Origin of the sequence: uncultured Merdimmobilis sp. (assembly GCF_902471145.1) — a bacterium.
Classification (GTDB): Bacteria; Bacillota; Clostridia; order Oscillospirales; family Ruminococcaceae; genus Merdimmobilis; species Merdimmobilis hominis.
The window spans coordinates 32,538-52,604 of sequence record NZ_CABRJC010000013.1 but is presented as its reverse complement, the minus strand read 5'-3'; the positions used below and the strand labels follow the sequence as shown (position 1 = coordinate 52,604).

Genomic DNA, 20,067 nt, shown 5'->3' with positions numbered 1-20,067 from the left:
CCCTTATGCAGTCAGGGTCAAGACCTTCACCGCGTCGGGGAAGATTTTGGCGAAGCCGCAGGTCTCGGTGATGGCCACCCGCTCCAGCTGGCAGTCGATCACCTTGTCGGAGTCCACGGTTACCCCGCCGCAGGAGACCATCTCCAAAGCGCAGTTTTTGTCCATGGCGATGACTGTTCCCGCAGGTACCGCGTCGGATTTGATCAGCACCGCGCCAAAAGGGGTGAGGGCCGCGTCCGGGCCGGTGAAGGCGGCGGCACAGCCGGGCAGGTTGCACTCTGGCAGGGAGAGGATTTTGCCCGCCATGTCGGGGGAAGCCAGCAGCAGGTTCATCTCATAGTCCTCAAAGCTTTGCCACAGCTTGAGAAGGTCGCTGTAGGCCAAGGTTCCGGAGGTGGCGCAGACGGTTTTCTCCGCCGCATCATCCCCAGTGCCGATGAGGGCGCTCACCGCGTCTTTCAGCTTGCGCCGGGCGATGGAGTTGCCGATCTGCCGCAGGGTGACGGCGAACAGCTCCAGCCGCTGGAAGCGGATTGCCTCATAGCTGGCCGAGAGCATCCGGCCCCGCTTGTTGAGGGTCACCAGTTTATCCTTGAGGCGGATCTGGGTGGCGGGGATGGCGCCGCCCTCAGCGATGGCTTTGTCCTCATCCTCGCTGGCGGTGGAGGAGATGGAGCGGTAATCGGGGGTGTTCACCACCGTTTTGGCCGCCAGGATTAGATCCAAGGGGGAGTTTTTCATCCCCTGCTCCACTGCTCGGGTGAGGTAAGCGGGGAAGAGGAGGGCGGACTGGGGGTCCTGGAAGAATTTTTCTACCCGGTCGCCCAAGGGGCCGCTTACTTTGATGTCGAACCGTTTCAGCTGGCGCTCCAGGGCATCCAGGCCGCAGAGGTCGGTGCCCTCGTACCCGCGGGAGGGGTCTAAGGCCTCCAGGCGGTTCAAAAAGCCCTCGCCTGTGTGGTACATGGATTTTTCCAGAACAACCGATTGATAATTGCCCATAAAAATAGCCTCCTTACAGTTTAAAATGGCGGTTGGATGTGGCTGTGGTTCCCTCCGGGCGATAGAGCTGGGGCACCGGCAGGCCGGTGCCTTTTCCCAGCCCGGCCAGGAAGGATTGAAGTTCCCGGCAGGAGAGGGAAGCCGCCGCTTTTTGGGCCAGGGTCCCAGTCAGGGCCGGGTGCTGAAGCACCAGTGCCTTCTCCACCTCCCGACGCAGGGAGGAGAGGTACTCCTCCCCAGCCTGGGCAAGTGGCTCCAGCCGCTCCAGCTGGGTGAGAAGGGCTTTGGCCTCCCCGGATTTTAAAGTGACTTCCCCCAGCGCGAGCTTCTTCTTCAGCTCCCCAGGGGAGAGGGCGGTGCCGTAGGCTTTGGTTACCCCGGCTTCCCGCTGGGCGGGTACCGCCACAAAGGACCACTCATAGGCGTCGGTGGGCTCTTCCAGCAGGGTGCAGCACAGCTGGCCGCCGTACCGTTCCCCCGTTTTGTGTCCGCAGGAGCCGGCCGCTGCCCCGCAGATGGAACAGCTTTTTTTGGCCACTGCGCAGCCAATGCTCACCTCTTTTTTGATCCCCGCGTCAATCTCCAAAATCAGGTCGGCGTTTTTCTCGCATCGGGGCAGGTAACACAGGGCCCGCAGCTGGCAGAAGGGTTCCCCGCAGCTGGTTTCCCGGCTGGGGTCCTCCACTACCTGCGTGTAAAAGATCCGGGCGGTCTGCCCCGCACCCTGGGGATTGTGGTCGAAGATGCCGGTCTTGCCCAGCATCATGGGGGCAAGGGCCTCCAAGGCAGGGCGGGTAAACCGCTCCCCATCCCGGTCCACCTCGTTGTCGCAGAGGTTGACCGCAAAGACAAACACCTCATCGGGGGAGAGTTTCCGGCGGGAGAAGCGGTTGATGGCGGCGAGTTGTTTCTCCCCGGCCGCCGCTTCGGGGAATGGGTCGATTCTATTCATCCATAGCCTCCTTGTTTTCCCGCTCCAGCCGGTCGGCTTGAAGCTGGATCAGCCGGGTGTTGGCCAGCTCCACCTCGTCCTGCAGATTGATGCAGTCCCAGTCGATGGAGAAGGGCCGGTCCATCCCCTTTAGCAACAGATGGCTGCGGCAGACCTTCTCCACCACCGGGGTCAAGAGGGAGCGGTAATACTCCAGTTCACTGGTGAGGATGTCCGCTTGCTGGGCGCTCATCCGCTCGGTGGTGGACCAGTTGAGGCCCAATAAAAAGGGCGGGATCCCCAGTTTTGCCACCATTTGTTCCAACATCTGGCGCACCGGCACCTGGGTGTCAATCATCTGGTTGTCCGCACCGATGACCTTGACATCCACGTCGCCCACTGCCACAAAGTCCCGGATGGAGCCGCTTTTGCCCGAATTCATGGCGTTCTGCCACTCCTTGGCGATGGAGGCGGCGATTTCCTGGGAATAGGCCCGGTCCAGGCTCCCGGCGCCGGGCTTGTAGGTGACGGCGTAACGCAGGTTGGCAATCCGTTCAAAGTTGTTGCCGATGGAGCGGAAGATTTTTAACAGGATATCGCTGACAAAAGGCAGGCCCTTTAAAAGCGAATTCCCTCGTATTTCCCCGGGGTTGGGCCGCAGGGCGGAAAACAAGATCCACTGGGGTTCCCGCACCGGTACAAGACCCTCCTCCCCGGGGACGTAAAAGCACAGCTCCATAGGGGATTGGCCCGGTTTGACCGTCACCTGGCGGCAGGGGGCGTTGTACAGCCCCAGGACCCCTTCCTCCCCGGGGAGGATTTCCCCTACCGCCGAGCCATAGGTCAATAAGCTGTCCAGGTAGGAGGCCAAAAAGGGGGCGATGCCGGTCTGCCCGCCGGAGACTGGCACCTGGGAGAGAAACCGGCAAAGCTCCTCCCGGACGGCCTCCTCCTCACAGAGTACGGTAAACCCGCCAGTCAGCCGGACAATTTTGTCGATGGCCGCGTCGATGATGGGGACCGCTTCCCGCAGGCAGGCATACAGTTCCCCATCGCAGCCGCACAGAGGGGTGTAGTCCTCCAAGGGGCTGAATGGATGGGGGGAGCCCCGCCCGGTCTGCACCGAAAGGGCAGGCCTGCGGAATAAATTCGAAAAGCCCAAACAATCCTCCTCCTTTCTCATAATTGTTTTGCCCCCCAAGGGGGCGCGCTGTTGGTTGCCGTCCCCATCCGCCCCGCCGACGGGCGAAAAAGGGATTTTTTGGGAACAGGTCATCCCCGCTCCACACTCACGGCGAAGAACCCGGATTCCCCCTCCTGCATCGCCGCCATGGCGAAGTAGCGGATGTCATCCATGGCGTGGTCAAACTCCTTCACCGGCTTGTCCTGCCTCGCCCCTTCGTCCCACCGGTAGAGGGAAAACTCCCGGATGGTGTCGGCGCATTGGGGGGAGAAAAGCATTCTCCCTGCGAGAAGGGCTTCGCTCACCAGCTGGATCCCCTCCTTCACCCGGTTGTCAGCGGGTAAAACCCGGAGCCGGCCGTGACGGCGGATGCAGGCTAGAAAACTGGCTGCCGAGGGGTCCACTACTACCTGCTCGATGGCCCGGTCCCCAGCCAGTTCTTCCAGGGCAGCATAAAGCTCCTCGTCGGTGCGGGTCAGGCCGTCCCGGCGGCTGTCCAGATACTGTTCCGCCAGCCGGTGCCACACCCCATCCCGCTCTCCCCACAGCCCCATGGAGCAGGGGTTTACGGTGCCGTAGTCGCAGGAGATCAGGTACCTCCGGTACTCCCCGTCCGGCTCCCGCAGGTGGCGGACAGGGTCGAACATGGGGTAGACAAGTCCTTGGGGGGCGCACCATTCCCCCAGCACATACCGCCGGTAAAACCCTCCGGAGTAAAGGCCCTCATATCGCCGGCGCACCTGGTCGGAGAGCCCCGGATTGTCCTCCATGGTGAAGTGGAGGTAGAGGATGCCCTTCTCCTCGGCTTTCTGCACCCATTCCCGGTAGAACCAGTGGCCCGGGTGGTCGGGGTTGCAGCTAAACCAGAATTTGGCCCCCTCCACCGAGCAGCGGGCCAGGGCCTGCTCCACAAAGGAGCGGGGCATCAGCACCACCTCATCCAGCAGCACCCCCGCCAGGGTGGCGCCTTGGATCAGGGCGGCGGAGCCCTCGTCCTTGCCTCCGAAGAGAAGAAACCGGTTCTGCTGGTTCCCCTGGCGGATGGTCACCAGGTTTTGGGAGGGCTGTTCCCGCACCTCCATCCCCAGCTCCCGCAGATAGGGCAGCAGGGGGAAGAGGAGATTTCGCCGCAGCCCCCGGATCGTCCGGGCACAGATGGCGAAGTCCTCCCCTGCAAAAGAGGCCATGGCCCACAGCACAAAGGAGAGGGTGAGGCAGAAGGTCTTGCCGGAGCGGATGGCCCCGTCGCAGAGGATGCCGCTGTATCCCTCCTCCAGCCACCAGGTCAGCACCCGCAGCTGTTTGGGGGAAAAGCGGTCAATCCTTCCCATGGGCCTCCAGGGCCTTGGCGCTCATGAGGAGAGCCTGGTAGATGGGGTTCTCCCCGGCGGGGGTCTCCTCTTTGGCGATCTCCCACAGCAGTTCCAGGGCCCGCAGCCGGTCGGCAAACTTGACCTCCACCCCGTTTTTGCCGGATTTGATCTCCGACACGCCGAACAGGTCGGGGAGATCCGCCCCTTCTGCTGTCACACCGCCTTGGGCCGAGGAGAAGATAAGCCGCAGGAGGCCGCTTTTGACAATCTCTGGAAGCAGGTCTCTGTGGGGCGCCCGCCGGATCTCCTCCCCCACCGCTTGGCGGATCTCCTCCCGGCAGAGAAGCTCGCCGGCGATGGTTGCTGCCTTTTTGGCTGGATATCCCGCCTCCAGGGCAGCTTCCCGGGGCAGCAGCAGGCGGGCGTAAGCCCCGCAGAACAACCGCTCCTTAGCGGTCAAAGGTGTTTCCAAACGCATCCCTCACAATCCATTGGTCTTTCGAGAAGGGGGAAGGGCCCTTCATCTTTCCCGCCAAAAGAAAAAAGAAGTTGCAAAAAAACTGCAACTTCTCAAAAATATTTGAAAAACTGGCGGATTGGGGGATAGGACGCTTGCGTTGTCCGCCGGAGGGGGAAATCCCCTGGTGTCGCCCCTTGACGAACACGGAAAATTATAGTTAAATAGAATATGTAACAATTGTTGCATGCCGGCCATGGGGGAGTTCCCCGCCGGTATCAGTCTCCCTGCAAAGAGGGAAGCGGGATGCAAAGTTTTTGCCGCGGCAGTTGTTCTTATTTTTGACGGGCGACCCCGCCGTAAGGATGATGATACCCCCTATGCCAACTTTGAACATTGTTTTGGTTGAGCCCCAAATTCCCCAGAATACCGGCAACATCGCCCGCACCTGTGCGGCCACCGGGGCCCGCCTCCACCTGGTGGGGCCGCTGGGCTTTTCCATTGACGACAAAAAACTCAAGCGGGCGGGCCTGGATTACTGGCACCTGCTAGACATCACCTATTACGACGGCCTCTCTGACTTTTTCAGCAGGAACCAAGGGGAATTTTTTTATTTTACCACCAAAGGCCGCCATGTCTATAGCGAAGTCTCCTACCCGGACAACGCTTATATCGTCTTTGGGCGGGAGGACGCCGGCCTCCCGGAGGAGCTGCTGGTCCAAAACGAACCCACCTGTGTCCGCCTGCCTATGATCGGGGCGGCCCGCAGTTTGAACCTGTCCAATACCGTGGCAGTGGCCACCTATGAAGCGCTGCGCCAATGGGGATACCCTGCCCTGGAATCCAAGGGGAAACTGACCAAATACCAGTGGAAGGAATAATGAAACCATGGAAAAGATACTTTTGATGAGCGATTCCGCATGCGACATCCCCCGGGATTTGGAAGAGGAACTGGGCATCCGCATCATCAACCTGCCCATCACTTATGAAGGGAAAACCCTGGAAGACCGGGTGGATTTTACCTCGGAGGAGTTTTACCAGATGCTGAATACCTGCCAGGAGCTCCCCACCACCGCGGGGGTTACCCCTATCCGCTTTCTGGAGGAATTCTGGAAGGCCAGCCAAGAGGGGTACACCCATATTCTGTATGTTTCCATCAACGGCAAGGGATCCAATACCTTAAGCAACTGCCATCTGGCCATCGAGGGACTGTTTCAAAGCCGTCCAGAACTGGCGGACAAGCTGACCATTGAGGCCATTGACGGCAAAGCCTACTCGTTGGGGTATGGCTACCCGCTGATCAACGCCGCCAAGATGCTCAAGGAGGGGGCAACCTTCCAGCAGCTGAAAGACTATTTGGTCAAAGCCATCGACGAAAACCAGATTTTCACGACTTTCTTCACCTTGAAATTTGCCAAGCGTTCTGGCCGCCTTGGTTCCACTGCCGCCTTTGTAGGGGACCTTTTGGGGCTGCGGCCCATCGTTTCCTTCCCTGATGGGGAGAATGTGGTGCTGGAGAAGGTTCGCGGTGACAAAGGGGTGATCCACCGCATCGCTGAAATTTACCGGGATAAAGGCGAAGGCCGGGATTTTGTCATGCTCTACGGGGAGGATAAAAAGCCCGCTGACGAGCTTTGCGCCCTTATCGAGGAGATGACTGGCAAAAAGCCGGCCTATATCTTGCGCACCGGTGCCTGCATCGCCATCAACTCCGGGCCCAACATGGTGGGCATTGCTTTCCCCATCCCCGGCACCAAATAAATAAGAGATGACAAAAGGGAGGGTTTACCCCTCCCTTTTCCTTTTGCTGTATATCCTATTTGGGAATTTCCCCCAATTGTTGCTGACAGCGCAGATGGGCCCCTATTCCAACGCCGCACTTGAAAATGCCGGTGGAATAGGGTACAATGAATCGCAGAAGTGATCGCACTCAGCAACGTCCATCAAAGCCGGAAATAGTGCCAGCTCCCATCCGGCATCCCATAAGAATACACTGTGAAAGGTTGTGCAGCATGAACGCACGGAACAAAAAAAATGTGGAGGACCTTTCCCTGAACGGCAAACGGGTTTTGGTCCGCTGCGATTTTAACGTCCCCGTCAAAGATGGGGCCATCACCAACGACAAACGCATCCAGGAATCCCTCAAAACCATCCGGTACTTGGTTGATCAAGGGGCGCGGGTCATCCTCTGCTCCCACCTGGGCCGGCCGAAAAACGGCTATGCCGAGGAATTCTCCATGAAGCCGGTGGCCGCCCGCCTGTCGGAACTGTTGGGCCAGCCGGTGAAGATGGCAAAGGATGTTGTGGGGGAGGACGCCAAAGCCCTGGCCGCTTCCCTTCAGGACGGGGAGGTCATGCTCCTGGAAAACGTCCGCTTCCATAAGGAGGAGACCAAAAACGACCCAGAATTCTCCAAGCAGCTGGCCTCTCTGGCAGAGCTGTATGTCAACGACGCTTTCGGCACTGCACACCGGGCCCACTCCTCCACCGCCGGGGTGGCGGACTACCTGCCCTCCGCCTGCGGCTACCTGATCCAGAAGGAGCTGGAGGTCATGGGCAAGGCGCTGGATGACCCCAAACGGCCTTTTGTAGCCATCTTGGGCGGCGCCAAAGTCTCGGATAAAATCGGTGTGATCAACAACCTATTGGATAAAGTGGACACCCTCATCATAGGGGGCGGCATGGCCTACACCTTCCTCAAAGCCAAGGGCTGTGAGATCGGTGACTCCATCTGCGAAGAAGATAAACTGGACCTGGCCAAAGAACTGATGGCCAAAGCCGAAAAGAACGGCGTGGCCCTTCTCCTGCCGGTGGACAATGTGGTGGCTGACGCTTTCTCGGCGGACGCGGCTACCAAAGTGGTCGGCTCAGAAGCAATCCCCACCGGCTGGCAGGGGCTGGATATCGGCCCCAAGACCCGGGAACTGTTTGCCAAGGCCATTGCCGGAGCGGGCACTGTGGTTTGGAACGGCCCCATGGGCGTGTTTGAGCTGAAGCCCTTTGCCGAGGGCACTTGTGCCGTGGCCAAAGCGGTGGCGGACAGCGGCTCGGTCTCCATCATCGGCGGCGGCGATTCGGCAGCGGCGGTGGAACAGCTGGGCTTTGCCGATAAAATGACCCACATTTCCACCGGCGGCGGCGCCTCCCTGGAATTCCTGGAAGGGCTGGAACTGCCCGGCATCGCCTGCCTTTCCGACCGGGACTAAACCGCATAATTCCATGTATGGGAGGAAAACCTATGAACCCGAACAAGCGCAGCGCGGTCATCGCGGGCAACTGGAAGATGAACCTGACCCGCCCCCAGGCCAAAGCGCTGATTGAGGAGATAAAACCCCTGGTGGCAGGAGCCGCCTGCGGGGTGGTCCTCTGCGTTCCTTATACCGACCTGGAGACCGCCCTCTCGGCGGCTGCCGGCAGCAACATCAAAATCGGCGCCCAGAACTGCCATTGGGAGGAGTCCGGCGCCTTCACCGGGGAGATTTCCCCCGCCATGCTCACCGAGCTGGGGGCGGAATATGTCATCCTCGGCCACTCGGAGCGCCGCCAATACTTTGGCGACACCGACGAAACAGTCAACAAGCGGCTGCTGGCCGCCTTGGAAGCCGGCCTCAAGGTCATCCTCTGCGTGGGGGAGACCCTCTCCCAACGGGAGGAGGGCAAAACCCGGGAGGTTCTCTCCCGCCAGGCCACAGCGGCCTTAGCGGGGGTAACAGCCTCACAGCTCTCCAACATCATTGTCGCCTATGAGCCCATCTGGGCCATCGGCACCGGAAAAACCGCCACCGCTGCCCAAGCGGGTGAGGGGAACGCTGTGGTCCGCGCCACCGTCGCCGCCCTCTATGGCGGGGAGGCCGCCGAAGCTCTCACCATCCAGTACGGCGGCTCGATGAAAGCCTCCAACGCGGCCGAGCTTCTTGCCCAGCCGGATGTGGACGGCGGCCTCATCGGCGGCGCATCGCTGAAAGCGGCAGATTTCGCCGCCATTGTCCAAGCGGCATCCAGATAAGATGGGGGAGAATTCAATGAAAAAACCACTGGCCCTTGTCATACTGGATGGGTATGGCCTGGCCGATCAAACCGAAGGAAATGCGATCCGGGCGGCAAAGACCCCCAATCTGGACCGCATTTTTGCTGAAAACCCCCACACCCAGTTGCAGGCTTCCGGCCTGGCTGTGGGCCTGCCGGAGGGGCAGATGGGCAACTCCGAGGTGGGGCACACCAACATGGGCGCGGGCCGGGTCGTCTACCAAGAGCTGACCCGTATCACAAAATCCATAAAGGACGGGGATTTTTACCAGAATCCCGTCCTCCTCGCGGGAGTCCGGGCCTGTAAGGAGGGGGATAAAGCCCTCCACCTGCTGGGCCTCCTCTCGGACGGCGGGGTTCACAGCCACCTTTCCCACCTGTTGGGCCTCATCGAGCTGGCCAAGCGGGAGGGGCTTGAGAAGGTCTATGTCCACGCCTTTTTGGACGGGCGGGATGTGCCGCCTCACACTGCCGGCATCTACCTGAAAAAGCTGGTGGAGGGGATGGAAGCCATCGGGGTAGGGAAGCTGGCCACCTTCATGGGCCGCTATTACGCCATGGACCGGGACAACCGCTGGGAGCGGGTGGAGCGGGCCTATGCCGCCATGGTCTATGGGGAAGGCAGCTACAACCCCGATTATGAGGATGCTCTGGAAAAATCCTATAAAAAAGAGATTACCGATGAATTTGTGGAGCCCACCGTCTGCGACCAGCAGGGGATGATCCGGGAAGGGGACACGGTGGTATTTTTCAACTTCCGCCCCGACCGCGCCCGGGAGATCACCCGTGCTTTGGTGGACCCGGAATTTACTGGTTTTAACCGGAGATTGGGGTATTTCCCTCTCCATTACATCTGCATGACCCAGTACGACGCCACCATGCCGGGGGTTCAAATTGCCTTTCCGCCGCAAAAGCTGGAAAACACCTTGGGGGAATACCTCTCCGCCCACGGCAAACGGCAGCTGCGCATCGCCGAGACCGAGAAGTATGCCCACGTCACCTTTTTCTTCAACGGTGGGGTGGAGGCGGTCTATCCTGGTGAGGACCGGGTACTGATCCCCTCTCCCAAGGTAGCCACCTACGATTTGCAGCCGGAGATGAGCGCCTTTGCCGTCACGGAAGAGGCCCTGCGCCGCATCGACAGCGGGGAGTATGACGTCATCATCCTCAACTATGCCAACTGCGATATGGTGGGTCACACCGGTGTGTATGAAGCCGCAGTCAAAGCGGTGGAAGCGGTGGATGCCTGTGTCGGCCAGCTGGTGGACCACCTTTTGAAGGCTGGAGGAGCTGCCCTTATCACAGCGGACCACGGAAACGCAGACCAGATGATGGCTGAAGATGGCAGCCCGTTTACCGCTCACACCACCAACCCGGTGCCCTTTGTCGCGGCGGGGATTTCCCGCGGCCTGCGGGAGGGTGGAATCCTGGCGGACATCGCCCCCACCATGTTGGAGCTGCTGGAACTCCCCCAGCCCACCGAGATGACCGGTCGGTCTCTGCTGCAATAAGGAAAATCTCTCCATTTGTTCACAAATTAGCGGTCAATCTTTCACAAAGGTGTATTGTACTTTCAAAAAAAGGGTATTATACTAAAAACAGTATTCATCATCTGCCGTGGCCGTCCGCCCGGCATAGACGGGAGGAAATACCATGAAAAAAGGTTATCTCATATCCATTATTGCGCTTTTGGTCGCCCTGGTGGGCGTTGTAGTGGCCCTTGCCGCCTACTTTAAACGGAAAAACGATGCCCTTTGTGACGAGTACGGCGACGACCTGCTGGGCGCAGAGCCTGATGACCTGGACTACTATTCCACCCAGGTGGAGCCCAGCTGTGAAGAAGAGGAAGCCCAAGCGGAAGTGCCCGCTGAGGAGCCTGCTTCTGGGGATGAGGAGCCGGTAGCCAACATAGAAGAATAGTCTCAAGAAAAAGTTCGATAGCATCTGAAAAAACTTCTTGACAATCTCTGCTCGCTGTGGTATTCTATATAGGCACCCAAAGAGAGTGCTTAATACAATATCGCGGAGTGGAGCAGTTCGGTAGCTCGTCGGGCTCATAACCCGAAGGTCGTAGGTTCAAATCCTGCCTCCGCAACCAGCAGTGTGTGCATCGGTTTCGATGCACACACTTTTTTGTGCCCGGATTTCCAAGTCACAGACAATATGGATGCTCAATGTAGCCGTCGGGGGCCGTCATTTTTCACACCACCAGGCTGAACAGGCTCAGCTGAAACATATAGTGAGAAACAGCCTGCTGGATAATTCCGGCAGACTGTTTTATTGAGAAAGGATAAACCCCTTGTGAAGCCTCTCCCAAGAGAGGAGATGCTGCATTTTCCACCTAGCCCCGGCAAGCCGCCAAGATATAATCGGTGAAATAGGGGCGGGGGGCGTAGCTGTTTTCTGGGTAATGGCTGGCGATTACCGTCACCAGATCCAGTTCTGGCACCACAAAAATATATTGTCCCCACGCGCCAAAGGCGTAGTAGGTGTCATACCTTCCCTCGCCGAAGGAGCGGATCCACCACTGGTAGCCGTAGGAGCCGGTCCCGTCCCCGGCGCCGTTGTTTTGGGCGGTAGTGGACTCTTCCAGCCACCACTGGGGGATGATCTGCTCCCCGTTCCAAAGGCCGCCTTCCAGATATAGCTGTCCAAATCGGGCGGCATCCCGGGCGGTCATGGAGATCCCATTGCCTCCGTCCACAATACCCTGAGGATCGGTCCCCCACTGGACGCTCTCTATGCCCAGAGGATCAAAGAGCACCTGTTTGGCGTAGTCCAGCATATTCATTCCAGTGGCCTGTTGGAGGACAGCCGCCAACAGGTGGGTGTTGCCGGTGCTGTAGTTGAACTGCTTGCCGGGTTGGGCAACCAAATTCCGTTCTAAAATATATTCCACCCAGTTGGGGGAAGACTGGAATTCTATCCAATTGCTGGCGCCTTCGCCCCACTCGTACCACTCCAGCCCGGAGGTATGGGTCAGCAGATGGCGCAGGGTGATCTGCCCCTTGCCTTGGTCCCCTAGCTCCCGCACCTGGGGCAGGTATTCGGACAGCAGGTCGTCCACCCCGCCCAAGAGCCCCTCTTGGATTGCTATGCCCACAAGGGCCCCAGTAAAGGATTTGGAACAGGAGTGCAGCGGGAAAACGCTGGTTTCATCATAACCCGTTTGATAAAATTCATCCACAATGACCCCATCTTTGGCTGTGACCATAGCATAGACCGACGAGTCCGCCAGCGCCTCGTGAAGCAGTTGGAGCCGCTGCGGGTCCATATCGTGGTTTTCCGGCAGGTCAAATTCCCAGCGGCCGTTCTCTTCCGGCGAAGATTCCTCCTGGGAAGAAGAGTCTCCGCCATGGGAGTCCCCCTCTCCACCCTGCGGCTGGGAACAGCCTGCCAGCAGGAAAAGCAACGCGCACAAAACACACAGCCATTTTTTCATCGTCATCGCAACCCCTTTTTCTTAGCTTTAATATGGTTATTTTACAGATTGGAGCCAGCTCTAAGGCAAGTGAATTTTTTGTGAACCCCAGCCAAATTCCTGACCGCTCTTGAGATTGCCGCCTTATATTCCCGCGGGCAGGGGAGAGCTGCCCGGCGCCTCCCGTTGTGGGATGGGCGGATTTGTGCTACAATAACCGCAGAGCGGTTATTGGGGAAGAAATCCCTTTCAGGCGAAGCGCCTTGCGGCAAGGCGGCCCCTGGTGGAACAGGGCCGGCGCGGCGCTGTTTACAGATCCCAAAGATGGGGAAAGATCGAAGAAAAGGGCCCGGGTAGACCCGGGCCGGTTAGGTGAACGAAGGTTATGAAGAGATTGGCCGTTGGCATCCTGGCCCATGTGGACGCGGGGAAAACCACCTTGTCGGAGGGGCTCCTCTACCGCAGTGGGGCGCTGAAAAAATTGGGCCGGGTGGATCATAAAAACGCATTTTTGGACACCGATGCCCTGGAGCGGGAGCGGGGGATCACCATCTTTTCCAAGCAGGCGGTACTGCCGCTGCAAACGGCGGAGATCACCCTGCTGGACACTCCGGGGCATGTGGATTTTTCCACCGAGATGGAGCGCACCCTCCAGGTATTGGACTATGCTATTTTGGTCATCAGCGGTTCCGACGGGGTACAGGGACACACCCAGACCTTGTGGGACCTGCTGGCACGCTACCAGGTGCCCACTTTTTTGTTTGTCAATAAAATGGACCTGGCGGGGACTGACCGGGAGGCCCTTCTTTCCCAGCTGAAACGGCGCTTGGGGGAGGGGTGCGTGGACTTCGGCCTGGAAGGGGACGCCTTGTGGGAGGCTGTCGCCCTCTGCGATGAGGATGCCCTCGCCCAATATCTGGAAGAGGGCCAGGTGGGGAAAGAGGCCATCCGCTCCCTGCTCGCGCGGCGCAGGCTGTTCCCCTGTTACTTTGGCTCTGCCCTCAAGCTGGAGGGGGTGGATGAATTCCTCGCCGGGCTGGAGGAATACACCCAGTCCCCGGCCTACCCCACCGAGTTTGGAGCGCGGGTCTATAAAATTTCCCGGGACGCCCAGGGGAACCGCCTCACCCACATGAAGGTCACCGGGGGGAGCCTAAAGGTGAAAGCCCTGCTCACCGGCGGGGAAGGCTGGGAGGAGAAGGTGGATCAGGTTCGCCTCTACTCCGGCGCCAAATACCAGATGGTGGAGGAGGCCCCGGCGGGGACAGTCTGCGCGGTGACCGGCCTTAGCAAGACCTATCCTGGTGAAGGGCTGGGCTGGGAGGAAGGGGGGAAAGCCCCGCTTCTGGAGCCGGTGCTCACCTACCAGTTGCTGCTCCCCGAGGGGATGGACCCCCACACAGCCCTGCAAAAGCTCTCTCAGCTGGAGGAGGAGGAGCCCCAGCTGCGCCTTTCCTGGAACGAGGCCCTAGGGGAGATCCACCTCCAGCTGATGGGGGAGGTCCAGATGGAGGTGCTCCAGCGTTTGATCGGGGAGCGGTTTGGCCTTCCTGTCTCCTTCGGCCCTGGGAACATCGTCTACCGGGAGACCATCGCCCGCCCGGTGGAAGGGGTGGGCCACTTTGAACCCCTGCGCCATTACGCCGAAGTCCACCTGCTTTTGGAGCCGGGGGAGCGGGGCAGCGGCCTCCAGTTTGCCTCTGTGTGCAGCGAAGATGTGCTGGACCGCGGCTGGCAGAGGCTGGTTTTAACCCATTTGGAGGAGAAAACCCACCTGGGGGTGCTCACTGGCTCCCCCATCACCGATATGAAAATCACCCTGATCGCCGGACGGGGCCACGAAAAGCACACCGAGGGCGGGGATTTCCGCCAGGCCACCTACCGGGCGGTGCGCCAGGGGCTGATGAGCACCGAAAGCGTCCTCTTGGAGCCTTGGTACCGGTTCCGGCTGGAGATCCCCGCCGAATCCCTGGGCCGGGCCATGTCAGACATCCAGCGGATGGCCGGGGAGGCGGACCCGCCGGAGACCCTGGGGGAGGCCGCCCTTCTGACCGGTATCGCGCCGGTGGCGGGCTTTCAGGGCTACGCCATGGAGGTCGCCTCCTACACGCGGGGCCGGGGGAAGCTGACCTGCGTCCCGGCAGGGTACCTGCCCTGCCACAACCAGCAGGAGGTCATAGAGGCTGTCGGATACGACCCGGAGCGGGATCTGGACAACCCGCCGGATTCGGTGTTTTGCAGCCATGGGGCGGGCTTTGTGGTCAAGTGGGACCAGGTTCGGGAACACATGCATGTCCACACCGGGTTTTCCGTGTCTCAGGATCCGGAACCGGTTTCCCAGCCCGTCCCGTCCGCTCCATCTGCACCTGCCGCCACCATCTTTGAGCTGGACAAGGAACTCCAGGCCATCTATGAGCGCACCTATGGCCCCATCAAGCGAAAGGACATCCTCCCCCGGGGGGAGCGGGGACAAAACCCTTGGGACCGGCGGGAGACGGCACCTCAAGAAGGGGGGCGGGAGTACCTCCTGGTGGACGGGTACAACATCATCTTCGCCTGGGAAGAACTGAAAAAAGTCGCCCAGGACAACCTGGATACCGCCCGCCAGCTGCTGATGAACCTGCTGAGCAACTACCAGGGGTACCGGCAGTGCGAGGTCATCCTGGTGTTCGACGCCTACAAAGTCCCCGGAAACCCCGGGGAGGTGAGCCGGTTCCACAACATCTATGTGGTCTACACCAAGGAGGCGGAAACCGCCGACGCCTACATCGAAAAAGCCACCTATGAGATCGGCAAGCGCCACAAGGTGCGGGTTGCCACCTCGGACAACTTGGAACAGCTGATCATACTGGGCCATGGGGCCATCCGGGTGTCAGCCGACCTGTTCCGGGCGGAGGTGGAACAGGTTGGGGAGCAGATTTCCACCATCCTGACCAAAGCTGCCCGCAGCGGGAAAAACCTGGCGGTCAAGGACGCCCTGGACCGGGCGATGGGCGGCGCCAACACAAAAAAATAACCCCGGTTGGGGAAAAGAGAAAGGGGGAGCGCAGCCAATTTGGCTGCGCTCCCCCTTAGATTGTATTTGGGTGGAAATCCTGAGGGATGGTTATCCCTGCTTTGCTTTCACCCAGAAGGGGTCCAGGTTGTCGCTGAAGAACCGCCCGTTGAGGACATGCTCCATCAAAAAGGTTTTGCGGTCCTCAGGGAGGGTGCAGTCGGCGAGAATCTCCTGGAAGATTTTTTCCTCTTCCACCCAATCGGCAGTCATCCTCACCACCGGGGCGGTGTTGTCTGCATCCAAAAGGAGCAGCTTAGGTCCGCCCTCCCGGTTATCCCAGGGCTCCCACTGGGGGAGCCCTGCCCCGTTGGGGTCTCCGGTGTGGACAAAGTTGGAGAGATACTGCCGGTACACCTGGGCTAGGGCCTCCCTGCCTGGACGGTTCCGGGAGGTGAACACCTCCGGCGTCACCGCGTAGGAGGGCCGCTCAATCCCCATGGTGAGGAAGAGATCCAGGCCGTGGGCCCCGCCCATCCGCATGGAGCCCAGTTCCCCAGTGACCTCCGGGTTCATCCCCCACAGGCACCGGCCTGCGTAAACGGGGGGCTGTCCCAGCTGGGCGGAGAAGGCTTTGGCATTCTGCTCCCCATTGATGTACCCAAACAGGGCGCTGCCGTAGCGGGTGACAAACCGGTATTCCTCCACCACCTGGGGGTCGGTGAAGTCCGCGCCCTGGAAGGCTGGGTCGCTGTTGGCGTTGGCGGTGAATTCATGGCCGCCGCTGAGGACCATCATCGGCACCTGATAGGATTCCCCCCGGGCAAGCACCTGGAACCCCTCCTTGGGGATGGTGGCCCCATCGGCGAAGAGGTGGGGGAACACCGCCATGCGGATGGCGGCCCCGGCCATCAAAGGGCCGAAGCGCAGGGCGTCCACCCCCATCAGGTAATCCCGCACTTCAGGGGAGGCGGAATCCAGCCAGGCGGCAGCCGATGGCAGGTCGGGGGCCTTGCCGTCCTCCACCACAAGCCGGGCCAGGGCCTTGGTGGCGATGGAAGCCCCTTTTTCCGGGTCGGTGGTGGTAAAGCCGCCGCTGAAGGTGACCGCCCGGGAAAAGCTGCCCCGGAACAGGGGGGAGATCAGCATGCACAATAGGTCCCGGGAGCCGGAGGAGTAACCGCAGACGGTCAGGTTGCCGGCGTCGCCGCCAAAGGATTGGATGTTTTCATGGACCCAGGAGAGGCTTTTTTTGATATCCAGCAGGCCGAAGTTGCCGGAATCTTCCAAGGGGTCGCCGGTGCGGATGGCCTTGATGTTCAGCCAGCCCAGGGCGCCCAGCCGCAGGTTGATGGTGACCACCACGGCGTGCAGGGCGTCGGCCATCAGCGGACCGTCCATCAACTGGCCGGAATCGGTCTGGTTGTTGCCCCCATGGATGAAGAAGAACACCGGAAGGGTCTCCTGGGTGTCGGGACGGAAGACGTTGAGGTAGAGGCAGTCCTCGCTGCCGACGACGGCGGTTCCCTGCTTCTGCACCGAAACGGGGCCGAATTGTTTGGCTGGGCGAATGCCCTCCCAGGGGATCGGGTCTTGGGGGGCGCGCCAGCGCAGCGGGCCTACCGGTGGGGCGGCGTAGGGGATACCCAGCCAGCAAAGGACGCTGTGCTCTGGGGAACGGATGCCCTCCAGCCAGCCAGAGGCCACCTGGCGGAGCAGGGGATTGGATGGATGTTCCATAGGCTTCCTCTTTTCTTGCGTATTGATGTCCTCCCAAGAATAGCACATTCCCCATAAGCTTTCAAACTGTTACAAAAAAATTAGGAATTTTGTACAATCCCGGACAGGTTTTTCCGGCGGCAGCCAGGGGAGCGATCCCCCAGAAAAAGGAAAATCTCCCCTTCCCAAAAGGAACAGGGAGATTTTTTGTTAGAGCTGGATTTCCTCGCCGGGGCGGACAACCAGTTTGCCGGGAGCATCGAAAGCGTTGGCCATCTCCTCGTCAAACAGCCCGCCGGGCTTCATGTGGATGGGGATGTTGTGCTTGGCCCCGATGAGCCGGGCGCATTTCTGGGCCTCCTCCCGGTCCATGTTGTAGACGCCGTCCATACACAGGAGGGCATAGTCCAGGTGGCGGGCGGCAAACCCGGCCATGGCGTCGGTAGTGGAGGTGTCCCCGGCGGCGTAGATGGTCACCCCATCCACGCGGAGGATGTATCCAACGCACTCCTCTTTTTTGTGGTTTTTGTTGTAGGCGGGTACTGCTTCCACCTCCGTCCCACAGAGGGGGAAGGTGCGGTATCTGCCCCCTTCCAGGGCCTCCTGATGGGTGATTACCTGGCAGCCGGGCTTTTGGGTGACCAGATCCAACTTGTTGTGGTCGTAGTGGCCGTGGGTGATGAGCACGCCGTCAGCGGGCAGATCATACCCTTCCCCGGCAAAGGGGTCCACATAGATCACCTTGCCCTCACCAGTGGTGATGCGGTAGCTTCCGTGTCCTTGGTACAGCAGTTTGGCCATGAGGCGTTCCTCCTTTATCCGTCAATGGTTTTTGCGTCTTGGGATGGGGTCCCATTTAGTCCTCTTCCAAAATGGCCTGCACCCGGCCCACCTGGTCCCCTTCCCGGAGCATCACTTTAATGCCATGGGGGTGGGTGGGGCTGTTTGTGAGGATGCGTTTGACATGGCCCCGGGTCAATTTGCCGGTGGGCTGGTCATTTTTTAAAACAATGTCCACCAGCGCGCCGATGGAGATGTTATTTCTTATTTTGCCGTCCATGGGGAGGGCCTCCTTCCTGGTTAAATCTCTAGTTCAAATCTTTCCAGACCCACCATTTTAGCTTTTCCGGGTCCGGCTCGGGGGTGTTTGCGTAGTAGACAATCATCCGATAGAGGTACAGCTGGCACCGGTCGATTTTGACGCCGGTCAGCAGGCACTCCCGGTCGTAGAGCTCTTGAGGGTCCGCCCCCTTGAGGGAGGCGATGGTCGTGTAGCCCAGGGAGAGGAGGGAGGCTTCGGTGGCCTCGCCCACATAGGGGATGGTCCGCAGTTCCGTTTTCATGGGAAATTCCCCCTTACGACTCCAAAAAGGTGGCGATCTCCGGGAGGGATTTGCGTTTCTTGGGCCGCAGCCCCTCCTTTGCGGCGCACCCGACGCCGATCACCAACCGGATGCGCTTCTCCTTGGGGATGGGGAGAAGGTTCTTTAACTTGCCCTCATGGAACCAGCCCATGATGCAGGTGGAAAGTCCCTGCTCGGTGGCGGCCAGCACTAGGTGGGCAGTGGCGATACCGATATCGATGGAGGCGTATTCCTGGCTTTTGACCATGCCGCCCAGCCGGGCCGAGAGGGTGGCTTTTTCCTCCACCACCACGATAAAGGCGGGGCAGTTTTCGCTGAATTTGTTCATCCCCAGTCCCTGAAGGCACTCGGCTACTTGGGCCGAGAGCTCCGGCCGGTTGACCACCACGAAACTCCAGGGCTGGCTGTTGCAGGCGGAGGGGGCGATGCGGGCCGCCTCCAGGCAGCGGGTCAATTGTTGGTGGGAGACCGGGCGGTTGGGATCGTAGTTCCGGCAACTCTCCCGCTGGGAGATCAGGCTAAAATAGTCCATAATATCCTCCTTTTTTGTCGAATGACAGTATAGATTCAATTCAAAATTGCCCCTTGTATAATAGAATAGGTGTGCTTTTTCTCCGATGGCTCAGTATACTCTACCTACATAGTATATCACAAATCTCTTTTAAATTGGAAAAATACCGGGGCCGCCGTGGGGCAGGAGGGTTTCCCCCAATTCCTTGAAAAAAAGGGGAGTGGTTCCACTTTGGCATAACTGCTTGGTTTTTCTGGTATCTTACTGCAAATGTTCTTTTCTTTTGGTCAAGCTTTGTGTAGTTTTGTCCTTATCTCTCCAAAGCCGTCAATTTCTAGTACCCTTAAAAAATAAAGTAAATAAGGAGGTTTTTTCAATGAATCTTGTAGAACAGACCTTGCTCCGGCTTGGGGGACATGTGGCAAACATCAGCTATCAAAGGTTCCTGCATGTGATGGATCTTATTTTGCAGCAGGACGTCTTCCCTTCCGGCCAACTGATGTCCAAGATCTACAGCCAAGCTGCGCGGGATTTGGATGTCAGCCGGGACGTTCTCGTGCGATCGGTAGCTAGAGTGGTAGATGACATGTGGTACAACGGCAACCCCAAAATTCTCAAAGAGATCTTAGAGGAAAAACCGGAGTACAAGCCTTATCCCAAGGACATGCTCTACTACCTGTACAGGTACGTCCAGAAAAAGGAGAAGGAGCAGCCTGCCGAACTGGTGAAGGTCTAGTTCGGGGAGTCCCATCCCAGCTGCCCCCGGAGGCTTTTTGAGCCGCCGGGGGTAAAAAATTGCCCAATCAAAGCCCCCTCCCCCAATGGTTTGGAGGAAAGGGCGGTTTTACCCCAATCCCTATGGAGGGTAGCAAGCGCTGCACCTATTCTTAAGGGGGGCCTTATCCTCATCTGTGGAATTGGAAAGATCTGACATAAAAATTTCAAGGATTTGTAATAATGTAACCATGCTGTGACTACATGCCGGTATGATGAATCCATACAATGGTGTAAAAGCGAGTCCTGTTCGCTTAAACAACAGTATTATATCGCATTCGGGCGAATGTAGAGAGGTGGTTATTTCATGAGGAGAAAATCGCTTTCTATAACGACAAAACGATGTATTGCATTCTTCTTGACACTTCTGA

At 59.1% G+C, this 20,067-nt stretch carries 19 protein-coding genes and 1 tRNA gene; 9 read left to right on the top strand and 11 right to left on the bottom strand.

Annotated features, from left to right (window positions below; all coding sequences use genetic code 11):
* Window positions 1-3: 3 nt before the first annotated feature.
* The 5 genes from RDQ42_RS07385 to RDQ42_RS07365 form a co-directional block, all read right to left on the bottom strand.
* Entirely contained in the window at window positions 4-1,002 is a 999-nt protein-coding gene (locus RDQ42_RS07385) for a phage major capsid protein (protein ID WP_231358021.1), read from the bottom strand.
* Window positions 1,003-1,015: 13 nt separating this feature from the next.
* Complete coding sequence (locus tag RDQ42_RS07380) at window positions 1,016-1,954, bottom strand: hypothetical protein (protein ID WP_231358022.1); 939 nt, start codon at window positions 1,952-1,954, stop codon at window positions 1,016-1,018.
* A complete protein-coding gene (locus RDQ42_RS07375; protein WP_161802827.1) occupies window positions 1,947-3,095 on the bottom strand; it encodes a phage portal protein in 1,149 nt (382 codons plus the stop codon). The genes RDQ42_RS07380 and RDQ42_RS07375 overlap by 8 nt, the downstream gene beginning before the upstream one ends.
* A gap of 110 nt (window positions 3,096-3,205) precedes the next feature.
* A complete protein-coding gene (locus RDQ42_RS07370; protein ID WP_308588497.1) occupies window positions 3,206-4,447 on the bottom strand; it encodes a PBSX family phage terminase large subunit in 1,242 nt (413 codons plus the stop codon).
* A complete protein-coding gene (locus tag RDQ42_RS07365; protein WP_308588496.1) occupies window positions 4,434-4,907 on the bottom strand; it encodes a terminase small subunit in 474 nt (157 codons plus the stop codon). Before RDQ42_RS07365 ends, RDQ42_RS07370 begins: the two co-directional genes overlap by 14 nt.
* Before the next feature lie 359 nt (window positions 4,908-5,266).
* Here RDQ42_RS07365 and RDQ42_RS07360 point away from each other — a divergent pair, with 359 nt between their 5' ends.
* From RDQ42_RS07360 to RDQ42_RS07330, 7 genes are all read left to right on the top strand, one after another.
* A complete protein-coding gene (locus tag RDQ42_RS07360; RefSeq protein WP_054331428.1) occupies window positions 5,267-5,767 on the top strand; it encodes a tRNA (cytidine(34)-2'-O)-methyltransferase in 501 nt (166 codons plus the stop codon).
* A gap of 7 nt (window positions 5,768-5,774) precedes the next feature.
* Window positions 5,775-6,647 (top strand): DegV family protein, encoded by an 873-nt coding sequence (locus RDQ42_RS07355; RefSeq protein ID WP_054331429.1) that lies wholly within the window; start codon window positions 5,775-5,777, stop codon window positions 6,645-6,647.
* A 251-nt stretch (window positions 6,648-6,898) separates the two neighbouring features.
* Window positions 6,899-8,092: a phosphoglycerate kinase gene (gene pgk / locus RDQ42_RS07350; protein ID WP_071427650.1), complete on the top strand. Its 1,194-nt coding sequence runs from the start codon at window positions 6,899-6,901 to the stop codon at window positions 8,090-8,092.
* A 32-nt stretch (window positions 8,093-8,124) separates the two neighbouring features.
* Window positions 8,125-8,892 (top strand): triose-phosphate isomerase, encoded by a 768-nt coding sequence (gene tpiA, locus RDQ42_RS07345; protein ID WP_054331431.1) that lies wholly within the window; start codon window positions 8,125-8,127, stop codon window positions 8,890-8,892.
* Window positions 8,893-8,908: 16 nt separating this feature from the next.
* Complete coding sequence (gene gpmI, locus RDQ42_RS07340; RefSeq protein ID WP_071427652.1) at window positions 8,909-10,423, top strand: 2,3-bisphosphoglycerate-independent phosphoglycerate mutase; 1,515 nt, start codon at window positions 8,909-8,911, stop codon at window positions 10,421-10,423.
* 142 nt (window positions 10,424-10,565) lie between these two features.
* A complete protein-coding gene (locus RDQ42_RS07335) occupies window positions 10,566-10,832 on the top strand; it encodes a hypothetical protein (protein WP_054331432.1) in 267 nt (88 codons plus the stop codon).
* Window positions 10,833-10,933: 101 nt separating this feature from the next.
* Window positions 10,934-11,010, top strand: a tRNA-Met gene (locus RDQ42_RS07330).
* 243 nt (window positions 11,011-11,253) lie between these two features.
* Here RDQ42_RS07330 and RDQ42_RS07325 read toward each other — a convergent pair.
* Complete coding sequence (locus RDQ42_RS07325; RefSeq protein WP_231358024.1) at window positions 11,254-12,354, bottom strand: serine hydrolase; 1,101 nt, start codon at window positions 12,352-12,354, stop codon at window positions 11,254-11,256.
* A gap of 364 nt (window positions 12,355-12,718) precedes the next feature.
* Between RDQ42_RS07325 and RDQ42_RS07320 the strand changes: the two genes are divergently transcribed.
* Window positions 12,719-15,349 (top strand): translation factor GTPase family protein, encoded by a 2,631-nt coding sequence (locus RDQ42_RS07320; RefSeq protein WP_231358025.1) that lies wholly within the window; start codon window positions 12,719-12,721, stop codon window positions 15,347-15,349.
* Window positions 15,350-15,439: 90 nt separating this feature from the next.
* Here the strand turns inward: RDQ42_RS07320 and RDQ42_RS07315 are convergent, their stop codons facing one another.
* The 5 genes from RDQ42_RS07315 to RDQ42_RS07295 all read right to left on the bottom strand — a co-directional run bounded on the left by RDQ42_RS07315 (window position 15,440) and on the right by RDQ42_RS07295 (window position 18,943).
* Entirely contained in the window at window positions 15,440-17,068 is a 1,629-nt protein-coding gene (locus RDQ42_RS07315) for a carboxylesterase family protein (RefSeq protein WP_231358026.1), read from the bottom strand.
* Window positions 17,069-17,257: 189 nt separating this feature from the next.
* Window positions 17,258-17,848 carry an MBL fold metallo-hydrolase gene (locus RDQ42_RS07310; protein WP_231358027.1) on the bottom strand — a complete coding sequence of 197 codons (591 nt, stop codon included), beginning with the start codon at window positions 17,846-17,848 and terminating at the stop codon, window positions 17,258-17,260.
* 55 nt (window positions 17,849-17,903) lie between these two features.
* Complete coding sequence (locus RDQ42_RS07305; RefSeq protein WP_231358028.1) at window positions 17,904-18,107, bottom strand: YwbE family protein; 204 nt, start codon at window positions 18,105-18,107, stop codon at window positions 17,904-17,906.
* A 28-nt stretch (window positions 18,108-18,135) separates the two neighbouring features.
* Window positions 18,136-18,390 carry a helix-hairpin-helix domain-containing protein gene (locus RDQ42_RS07300; RefSeq protein ID WP_231358029.1) on the bottom strand — a complete coding sequence of 85 codons (255 nt, stop codon included), beginning with the start codon at window positions 18,388-18,390 and terminating at the stop codon, window positions 18,136-18,138.
* A gap of 13 nt (window positions 18,391-18,403) precedes the next feature.
* The gene (locus tag RDQ42_RS07295; RefSeq protein ID WP_308588495.1) at window positions 18,404-18,943 is read right to left on the bottom strand and encodes a nitroreductase family protein; all 540 of its coding nucleotides are present in this window, start codon (window positions 18,941-18,943) and stop codon (window positions 18,404-18,406) included.
* A 355-nt stretch (window positions 18,944-19,298) separates the two neighbouring features.
* Between RDQ42_RS07295 and RDQ42_RS07290 the strand changes: the two genes are divergently transcribed.
* On the top strand, window positions 19,299-19,658 hold the full coding sequence (locus RDQ42_RS07290) for a sporulation initiation factor Spo0A C-terminal domain-containing protein (protein WP_054331439.1): 360 nt from the start codon (window positions 19,299-19,301) through the stop codon (window positions 19,656-19,658).
* Window positions 19,659-20,067: the final 409 nt, after the last annotated feature.

Bases quoted from the DNA above. Each gene is read 5' to 3' on its own strand.
- RDQ42_RS07385 (WP_231358021.1), bottom strand. From the start codon at position 1,002: ATGGGCAATTATCAATCGGTTGTTCTGGAAAAATCCATGTACCACACA.
- RDQ42_RS07380 (WP_231358022.1), bottom strand. From the start codon at position 1,954: ATGAATAGAATCGACCCATTCCCCGAAGCGGCGGCCGGGGAGAAACAA.
- RDQ42_RS07370 (WP_308588497.1), bottom strand. From the start codon at position 4,447: ATGGGAAGGATTGACCGCTTTTCCCCCAAACAGCTGCGGGTGCTGACC.
- RDQ42_RS07365 (WP_308588496.1), bottom strand. From the start codon at position 4,907: ATGCGTTTGGAAACACCTTTGACCGCTAAGGAGCGGTTGTTCTGCGGG.
- RDQ42_RS07360 (WP_054331428.1), top strand. From the start codon at position 5,267: ATGCCAACTTTGAACATTGTTTTGGTTGAGCCCCAAATTCCCCAGAAT.
- RDQ42_RS07355 (WP_054331429.1), top strand. From the start codon at position 5,775: ATGGAAAAGATACTTTTGATGAGCGATTCCGCATGCGACATCCCCCGG.
- pgk (WP_071427650.1), top strand. From the start codon at position 6,899: ATGAACGCACGGAACAAAAAAAATGTGGAGGACCTTTCCCTGAACGGC.
- tpiA (WP_054331431.1), top strand. From the start codon at position 8,125: ATGAACCCGAACAAGCGCAGCGCGGTCATCGCGGGCAACTGGAAGATG.
- gpmI (WP_071427652.1), top strand. From the start codon at position 8,909: ATGAAAAAACCACTGGCCCTTGTCATACTGGATGGGTATGGCCTGGCC.
- RDQ42_RS07335 (WP_054331432.1), top strand. From the start codon at position 10,566: ATGAAAAAAGGTTATCTCATATCCATTATTGCGCTTTTGGTCGCCCTG.
- RDQ42_RS07325 (WP_231358024.1), bottom strand. From the start codon at position 12,354: ATGAAAAAATGGCTGTGTGTTTTGTGCGCGTTGCTTTTCCTGCTGGCA.
- RDQ42_RS07320 (WP_231358025.1), top strand. From the start codon at position 12,719: ATGAAGAGATTGGCCGTTGGCATCCTGGCCCATGTGGACGCGGGGAAA.
- RDQ42_RS07315 (WP_231358026.1), bottom strand. From the start codon at position 17,068: ATGGAACATCCATCCAATCCCCTGCTCCGCCAGGTGGCCTCTGGCTGG.
- RDQ42_RS07310 (WP_231358027.1), bottom strand. From the start codon at position 17,848: ATGGCCAAACTGCTGTACCAAGGACACGGAAGCTACCGCATCACCACT.
- RDQ42_RS07305 (WP_231358028.1), bottom strand. From the start codon at position 18,107: ATGGACGGCAAAATAAGAAATAACATCTCCATCGGCGCGCTGGTGGAC.
- RDQ42_RS07300 (WP_231358029.1), bottom strand. From the start codon at position 18,390: ATGAAAACGGAACTGCGGACCATCCCCTATGTGGGCGAGGCCACCGAA.
- RDQ42_RS07295 (WP_308588495.1), bottom strand. From the start codon at position 18,943: ATGGACTATTTTAGCCTGATCTCCCAGCGGGAGAGTTGCCGGAACTAC.
- RDQ42_RS07290 (WP_054331439.1), top strand. From the start codon at position 19,299: ATGAATCTTGTAGAACAGACCTTGCTCCGGCTTGGGGGACATGTGGCA.